The 1105-nt window shown below is 60.8% G+C and carries 2 protein-coding genes and 1 pseudogene; all 3 read right to left on the reverse strand.

Features of this window, described 5'->3' with window-relative positions:
* Positions 1–111: pseudogene (locus tag QWJ46_RS31010) on the reverse strand (S-(hydroxymethyl)glutathione dehydrogenase); the annotation flags it as partial.
* A gap of 93 nt (positions 112–204) precedes the next feature.
* Positions 205–897: a dimethylsulfonioproprionate lyase family protein gene (locus QWJ46_RS31015; RefSeq protein ID WP_302756359.1), complete on the reverse strand. Its 693-nt coding sequence runs from the start codon at positions 895–897 to the stop codon at positions 205–207.
* 15 nt (positions 898–912) lie between these two features.
* Positions 913–1105, reverse strand: a 193-nt coding sequence (locus tag QWJ46_RS31020; protein ID WP_302756361.1) for an electron transfer flavoprotein subunit alpha/FixB family protein, incomplete at its 5' end; no start/stop codon positions are given.

Consider the following 1105-nt stretch of genomic DNA (forward strand, 5'->3'; position numbering starts at 1 on the left):
GGTCGCCTTGACTTCCACCAGTACTTCGCCGGCCTTCGGCCCGTCGAGCTGCACGGTCATCACTTCAAGCGGCTTTCCGGCCTGAACGGCTACGGCGGCGCGAACGTCCATTTGATAATCCTTCCCTATTAAATTAAATTTCGGTGTTAGATATGCTGAGATACGGCAGAAAGATCGGAACGACTTTCTTCGGTCTCACCTCCGTCATCCCGGCTCGACTTGACACCAGACCGCGAGGAGCGGCTGGGCGGTACATCTTATCGCGAAGGATTGCCCCGCATCGTTCGCGAAGACGGTTCCGGTCGCGGCGGAAAACCATTGGGAATCGCCAAGGCAGATTTCCCCCGGCGACAGCAGAATGAAGGCACGTGGCTGCGTCTGAACATGATCGGGAAAGCGGGTGTAGCGATCCATATAGATCACGCCCACTCTTAGATCCGCCCGCTCCTCCAGGCCGCCCGGACCGACCAGGACGGCGTGGGAGTGGGTGTTGCCGAAGTTCAGGCTTGCAAAGGGGCCGGTCCGGCCACGCCTCCACAGCAGCTTGTCGGCGAGACTTTTGAACTGGCCCGCGATCGCCTCATATTTTCGGCCGGATTTTGCCAGCTGGCCGATGGCGTCATCCAGCCCTCCGGGCACACCTGGAAGAGGGTCGCCCTCCGGCCGCACCTTGCCTGTCTTGAGCAGCCTCTGCAGCACCTTGCCGGCAACGAAACTGGCAACGGCAGGGGCGTCGGCCGACAGCATCAGCCCGCCGATATCGTTGAGAAATTCCTGCAGCAGCCGAGGACGCCGTTCCCTTCCGAGGTCGTGCAGCCTGATATAAGCCGGCTTTTCCTCATCGTTCAGGAGAAGGTCGGCACCAGGTCTGATTGGACGTCTCACCACACGCGCCACGTTCGGTCTCCTCGCTCAGAGCGCCTTTTGCAATTCCGGCAGGGCGTCGAAGAGATCGGCGACGAGGCCATAGTCGGCGACCTGGAAGATCGGCGCCTCCTCGTCCTTGTTGATGGCGACGATCACCTTACTATCCTTCATGCCGGCCAGATGCTGGATGGCGCCGGAGATGCCGCAGGCGATATAGAGATCGGGCGCCACCACCTTG

This window comes from Rhizobium sp. CBN3, assembly GCF_030518245.1.
In the GTDB taxonomy this organism is placed as follows: Bacteria; Pseudomonadota; Alphaproteobacteria; order Rhizobiales; family Rhizobiaceae; genus Rhizobium; species Rhizobium aethiopicum_A.